The following is a 6,469-nucleotide window of genomic DNA, read 5'->3' as shown; positions in this document are numbered from 1 at the left end:
TGCTCAAACCGGAAATCCTGAAGGGCGTTCCGGCCACGGCGTTTTCACTGAGCACCGTTCTGAAGATGTCCGAGCGAGGGCTGGCACTCGACGAGCTGAATCTCTCGCTGGCGGAAGGCAGTTTGAGCGGGCGGCTATCGACTGGCTGGCCACGCCAGCCCGAGCGGATCGAATTTGATCTGAAAGCGGCGGGCAGCAATCTGCGTGCCTCGCTGCCGCAGATTCCTGGATACCTAGCGGCAGCGGTCGCCTTTCGCGTCGACGCCAGGGGCAGCGCTGACGAGACGAGCGTCAACATCGAACGCTTGAACGGCACGCTGGCCGACGCCCAGTTCGAGCTCGCCGGCAAGGTGGCATTCAAACCGAGCTTCTCGGCAGATGCCGTGCGCCTATCGGCGAAGGGATCAAAGTTGTCGGCCCTCGGCAGCTTCACGGCCTGGCATTTTGCCGATCTTCCCTTCGCCCTCAGCGGCACGATGAGCGGCAACACCGGCAACGTGCGCATGGATGACCTGCAAGCGACTCTCGGGGACAGCGACCTCAAGGGAAGCCTGCACATCAACACCACCGCCAGACCGCACATCGCCCTGAACGTCCGCTCGCAGTACCTGGACCTGCGCCCCTTCCTGGGGCAAGTGGAAGGTGAAGCGAGCGTGGGGAAGAAAGATGCCGGGCGCAACAAGCTGTTCTCGGACAAACCGCTGCCTGTGGAAGTGCTGCGGGCTTTCGACGGCAAGCTGCTGGCGTCGCTGGCCAAGGTCGAAGCCAGACAACAGCAGCTGCAAGACGTCCGCGCCGAGGCCAGCCTGCAAGATGGCTTGCTGGTGGTGAAGCGAATACAGGGGCAGGCGCGACAGGGCAAGGTGGATGCCAACTTTACCCTTGATAGCCGCGGCAAACGGCCAACGCTGAAAGGGCAGCTGCAAGCGACCGATGTGGCATTTTTTGTCCGCGGAATGACCAAAGAGGATGAAGACAGGCTGCCGCGTCACCGCCTGGACAGCCGTTTTTCAGCCAGCGGCGACAGCTTCAGTGCGCTGGCCGCAGGGCTTGACGGCTACCTCTGGCTGCGCAGTTCCCCGGGTCAGTTTCGCTCCCGTGACATGGGTTTGCTGTTCGGCGATTTCGCCTTCCAGCTGTTCAACACACTCAACCCATTCGCCAGGAAGGACCCCTACTCGACCCTCAGTTGTGGCGGCGCCTACTTCGAGTCGAAAAATGGACGCGTCGAGACGGCGCCGGCCGCGGTTCTCCAAACGAATGAGGTTTCGGTCATCTCCCGAGGGAGCATCGACCTGCGTTCGGAGAAGATAGACCTCGTCTTCAAGGTCGTACCGCTGCATGGGGTCGGTCTCAGCGCCGGAGCTCTGATCAATCCGTTTCTCAAACTCGGCGGCACGCTGATGGCGCCGGCAATGGACTTGAGTGTCGGCAAGGCTGCAGTTGAAGGAGGCGTCGCCTTCGCCACCTTCGGCGTGTCTCTTCTCGCTGGCGGTCTCTGGGATCGCTGGATCGCCTCTTCCGGCGCCTGCGACAAGGTTCTGGAGGAAGCACGCAAGATGCGCAGTTCGAAGAACCCGCAAGACGTGCCAGCATTCTGACGCCGGACGAGGCTCGGCTCGGTGCACCCGCACCGGCGCCACGCAACTACGTAAATTCTTGTCAATTCTCGGCGTGCGCCACGAACCAACGGCGCCAGGCACGGACCAATAGCCGTTGTCGTGTCGCTCGGAAGGATGCTGGAAATGAAATTGTCGGGATCATGGCCGGTGCGGTTGGCGCTGGTGCTGGTGCTGCTGTTCGTCGTCCCGGTCGGCGTCGCGCTCAGTCGGCACCTGAGCGATGACGCGCGGCCAGGCGACTGGCGCAGCGCGCGGCACGACAGTAGCGGGCAGGCACCCGATCCGCAGCACACCCCGGAGGCGCTCATCCAGGTCTACGCGGCGCGCGCCTTCGGTTGGCGCGGCATTTTCGGGGTGCACACCTGGATCGCCACCAAGGAGAGCGGTGCCGACCGCTACACCCGCCTCGAAGTCGTCGGCTGGGGCGTCCAGCGGGGCATGGACGCGGTGCGCATTCACGAAGGGGAAGCAGACGGCTACTGGTACGGCAACATGCCGACGCTGATCCGGCAGCTGCGCGGCGGCGCCGAAGTGGACGCGCTGATCGGCCGCCTGCACCAGGCAGCGCGGGTCTATCCCCACAATCACGAATACCGGCTGTGGCCCGGTCCGAACAGCAATACCTTCATCGCCTACCTGGGCCGCGCCGTGCCCGAACTGCACCTCGACCTGCCGCCGACAGCGATCGGCAAGGATTACCTGCCCGAAGGTGGCCTGGTGGCCCGCGCCGCGAGTGGCGGCGGTTTCCAGTTTTCGCTGGCCGGCCTGCTCGGCGCGACGATCGCCGCCGAAGAGGGCCTCGAAGTGAACCTGCTTGGTCTGTCGCTGGGCATCGATCTTTCGCCACCGGCGATCAAGCTGCCCGGGGTCGGTCGAGTGGGGATGTCCGAGGTCGATTGATCGGCGCGGCGTTGAGCCGCGCCAGAGAGTGCCGCCGCACGATGCGACCGAAAGAGGCGGCGATGAAGGACAGCCGGCGTTGGGTGGCGACTCCGGGGCGCTTGATAGAATCGACGCCATGAATCGACGCCGCCTGATCCTTTGTATCCTTTGCGCATTGTCCATCGCCATTCCCCTCAAGGCGTGGGCGGCATCCAGTGCACAGGAGCGACCAGACTGGTCTGTCTTCTTCGCCGCTGCCGACGTGCGGGGCACCATCGTTGTTGTCGATGCCCGCGCGAAGAACGACGCGGTGTTTGTTCACGATGCAGAGCGCGCGGGTCGTCGCTACTCGCCGGCTTCGACCTTCAAGATTCCACATAGCCTGTTCGCACTTGACGCAGGAATACTGCGTGACGAATTCCAGCGTATCCCCTGGGATGGCATCAAACGCCCGATCGACGCATGGAACCAGGACCAGAACCTGCGATCTGCGATGCGCAACTCCACCGTCTGGGTGTACGAACAATTTGCACGGCAACTTGGCGATCAGCGGGAGGCCGACTACCTGCAGAAAATCGGCTATGGAAACACCCTCACCACTGGCGCCAAACCCTTCTGGATCGAAGGTGACCTGGCTATATCGGCCAATGAACAAATCTCGCTCTTGCGTCGCCTCTATCGGAATACGCTGGCGTTTCGCGTCGAGCACCAGCGTCTGGTCAAGGATGTGATGATCATCGAGGCAAACCGGGACTGGATATTGCGGGCCTAGACCGGGTGGAGCGGGAAAATCGGCTGGTGGATAGGCTGGGTCGAGTGGCCGAGCGGCCCGGTGTTCTTCGCGCTGAACATCGACACACCGAACGGATTGAGCGATCTTGCCAAGCAACAGGACATCACGCGCAATATCCTGCGCTCGATCGAGGCGCTGCCACCAGCCTGACAGCCTCCGCTGCAAGACTGAAGTGGGGATCTCCAGCGTCATCCACCTCGATCTCAAAGCCGCCGGGCTCGATTTATGGCAATACTGCAATCACGGATGTTGGAATGTTGGAAGTGAATCCTGCAGCCCCAACGACTGCGGTAGGCTCGAACTCGGGATGAGTACAATCGGCCAACACCTGCTGATGGCGAATGCGCCCCCAAAGCCGACGTTGAGTTGGGCCACGGCGTCAACAGTCATTCACCTCGCCACGTCGATCTGCGCGAACGACGGGCAGCCTCGCGGGAGCAGTCGCCGAACAGGTCACGAAAAGCCACGAATCCACCATCAACGGCCGGAAGGGTTCGTATAACTCACCGTTAAGACTTTTCAACCGACCGACAGCCCGCGAGAGATCGGCGGCATCCAAGCGGTATAAGCAGAGAAGTGATCGTCGAGCAAGAGTGAACGCGGAAAGCTGAAGAGAGGATGAAGCGTCTCCAGAAGAAACTGGCTCCCCCTGCTTGCTTCATCACCGTCGAAGGCCGTCGGCAAGGAGAATTTCTTGATTGACTTCGGCTATGGCGGTTAAGGATACTTCGGCATGTGACTTCGGAGTACGCATTCTCATCAGGTCAGCATTCAACCAACGGTCAAGAGGCCATGAAGATGTCAGAGGAAAACGGGTCGGCGCTTCACGACGATCATCTATCGGAGAAACACGACGACCCATTGATACGGGGGTTGCATCGAGTCATCCGTCAGGCCATTCGCTTGCTGGCCGTCCTGATGACGATGGTGATCCTGTGGTGCGTTGCCGATGTGGTACTGGAGCTCTACAAGGCGTTGTCAAGCCCGCCCGTGCTGCTGCTTAACCTCAACGATATTTTTGTCGTCTTCGCGGCCTTTCTGGCCGTGCTGATCGCCATCGAAATCCTGGTCAATATCACCCTCTATCTACGCGACGACGTCATCCACGTCCAGCTGGTCGTAGCGACTGCACTGATGGCCATCGCCCGTAAGGTGATCGTGCTTGACCTGAGCACCTTGCAAGCCGAATATCTCTATGGCATGGCGGCTATTCTGCTAGCGCTCGGTGTTACCTACTGGCTGGTCTCTTCGCAGCCCAAGAAGTGAGAGAACTGGGTCAAGTGCTTCCCGACGACTAACGGGCGCTCGCTGATGGTGCCGATTCACTGGATGCGGACTGACATCGCGCAGGTTTTTTCCCGGTAGCACAGGCACAGGCGCCACTCGCCAGACCACCGCAACTTCCACGCGGTGGCGGACGGCCGAAGAACATGCCGAGTGACAGTCCCAGCCCGGAGAGCACAATGACGGCCAGCGTCGCGGCCACGATCGGCCAGAAGGTATTTAGATAGGTCATGTTGCTCCTTTGTGGCGCCTGTGGCGCTGTTCAGCCACCAAAATCGTCGAGCAGGATGCTTTCCCGTGCGACGCCGAGATCGATCAGCATCTTTGTCACCGCAGTGTTCATCATCGGCGGGCCACAAAGGTAGTACTCGCAGTCCTCCGGCGCCGGATGGTCGTTCAGGTAATCGTCGAGCAACACCTGATGGATGAAGCCAGTGCGGCCCTGCCAATGGTCGGTCGGCAGCGGATCCGATAGCGCCAGGTGCCAGGTGAAATTGCTGTTGTCGCGGCTCAATTGCTCGAATTCGTCGACGTAAAATGCTTCGCGCAGGGACCGTGCGCCATACCAGAAGGCGATTCGGCGCTTGCTCCCTCGGCGCTTCAGCAGGTCGAAGATGTGCGAGCGTAGCGGTGCCATGCCGGCGCCGCCGCCGATGTAGATCATCTCGGCGTCGGTCTCGCGGGCGTGGAATTCGCCGAAGGGGCCGTAGAGCGTCACCACATCGCCGGGTTTGCGGCCGAACACCCAGGACGACATCTTGCCCGGCGGAATGTCGTCGCTGCCGGGCGGTGGCGTCGCGATACGGATGTTGAATTTGATGAGTCCCTTCTCTTCCGGATAGTTGGCCATCGAATAGGCGCGGATCGTCGATTCGCCTACGCGCGAAACATAGCGCCAGAGATTCAGGCGATCCCAGTCTTCGCGGTATTCCGGGGCGACATCGATGTCGGCGTAGCGTTGTTCGTGCTCCGGACATTCCATCTGCATGTAGCTGCCGGCGCGAAAGCTCATTGCCTCGCCAGCGGGCATGGCCAGGGTCAGTTCCTTGATGAAGGTGGCTACGTTGTCGTTGGCGACCACCCGACAGTCCCACCGCCGTACCCCGAAGACCGACTCCGGAACCTTGATGCTCATGTCCTGGCGGACGGGCAACTGGCACGAGAGGCGCCAGCCCTCACGTTCCTGCCGACGGGTGAAATGGCCGCGCTCGGTCGGAGTCATGTCGCCCCCACCCGCCTCGACCAGACATTTGCACTGCGCACAGGTGCCGCCACCGCCACAGGCCGACGAGAGGAAGAGATTCTGGCCGGCCAGCGTCTGCAACAGCTTGCCGCCGACCGGGACCAGCAAGGTACGCTGGCCGTTTATCTCCAGCCGCACATCGCCGCTGGGCACCAGTCGCTGACGTGCCAGCAGGATGACCCCCACCAGCAGCAGCACGGTGCCGGTGAAGACAGTGATGGCCAGGGTGATTTCGGCAAGCATGGCGAGTAGTCCTCAGAGCTTGATGCCGGCAAAGGACATGAAGCCCAGCGACATCAATCCGATGGTGATGAAGGTAATGCCAAGACCCGACAGACCGGCAGGCGGATCGCTGTACTTGAGTTTTTCGCGAATACCGGCGAGCAGCGCGATGGCCAGCGCCCAGGAGAACCCGGAAGCTAGTCCATAGACCAAGCTCTCGGCAAAATCGTAATCGCGCTCGACCATGAACAGCGTGCCGCCGAGGATCGCGCAATTGACGGTGATCAGCGGCAGGAAAACGCCGAGCGCGTTGTAGAGTGCCGGCACATAGCGGTCGAGCACCATTTCCAGGATTTGTACCAATGCGGCAATGACACCGATGTAGGTCAGCAGGCCGAGGAAGGCAAGATCGCTTTCGGGCAG

At 61.4% G+C, this 6,469-nt stretch carries 5 protein-coding genes and 1 pseudogene; 4 read left to right on the top strand and 2 right to left on the bottom strand.

Going from position 1 to position 6,469, the window contains the following annotated elements:
* From RUW20_RS04470 to RUW20_RS04455, 4 genes and pseudogenes are all read left to right on the top strand, one after another.
* The coding region (locus RUW20_RS04470; protein ID WP_313950995.1) for an AsmA-like C-terminal region-containing protein at window positions 1–1,601 on the top strand (1,601 nt) is incomplete at its 5' end.
* A 144-nt stretch (window positions 1,602–1,745) separates the two neighbouring features.
* Window positions 1,746–2,522 (top strand): DUF3750 domain-containing protein, encoded by a 777-nt coding sequence (locus RUW20_RS04465; protein WP_313950994.1) that lies wholly within the window; start codon window positions 1,746–1,748, stop codon window positions 2,520–2,522.
* A 133-nt stretch (window positions 2,523–2,655) separates the two neighbouring features.
* A pseudogene (gene blaOXA / locus RUW20_RS04460) lies at window positions 2,656–3,447 on the top strand (class D beta-lactamase).
* A 642-nt stretch (window positions 3,448–4,089) separates the two neighbouring features.
* Window positions 4,090–4,563 (top strand): phosphate-starvation-inducible PsiE family protein, encoded by a 474-nt coding sequence (locus RUW20_RS04455; protein ID WP_409559301.1) that lies wholly within the window; start codon window positions 4,090–4,092, stop codon window positions 4,561–4,563.
* A gap of 280 nt (window positions 4,564–4,843) precedes the next feature.
* On the opposite strand, the gene nqrF is transcribed toward RUW20_RS04455, so the two are convergent.
* Together nqrF and RUW20_RS04445 are read right to left on the bottom strand one after the other, a co-directional pair.
* Window positions 4,844–6,067: an NADH:ubiquinone reductase (Na(+)-transporting) subunit F gene (nqrF, locus tag RUW20_RS04450; RefSeq protein ID WP_313950992.1), complete on the bottom strand. Its 1,224-nt coding sequence runs from the start codon at window positions 6,065–6,067 to the stop codon at window positions 4,844–4,846.
* A 12-nt stretch (window positions 6,068–6,079) separates the two neighbouring features.
* The coding region (locus RUW20_RS04445) for an Rnf-Nqr domain containing protein (RefSeq protein ID WP_313950991.1) at window positions 6,080–6,469 on the bottom strand (390 nt) is incomplete at its 5' end.

Origin of the sequence: Accumulibacter sp. (genome assembly GCF_032229525.1) — a bacterium.
GTDB lineage: Bacteria > Pseudomonadota > Gammaproteobacteria > Burkholderiales > Rhodocyclaceae > Accumulibacter.
Note: the sequence above shows the minus strand (reverse complement) of the source record. Positions and strands in the feature narration are given on the sequence as shown.

What these genes read in the sequence shown, in the direction of transcription:
- RUW20_RS04465 (WP_313950994.1), top strand. Translation starts at nt 1,746, where the DNA reads ATGAAATTGTCGGGATCATGGCCGGTGCGGTTGGCGCTGGTGCTGGTG.
- RUW20_RS04455 (WP_409559301.1), top strand. Translation starts at nt 4,090, where the DNA reads ATGAAGATGTCAGAGGAAAACGGGTCGGCGCTTCACGACGATCATCTA.
- nqrF (WP_313950992.1), bottom strand. Translation starts at nt 6,067, where the DNA reads ATGCTTGCCGAAATCACCCTGGCCATCACTGTCTTCACCGGCACCGTG.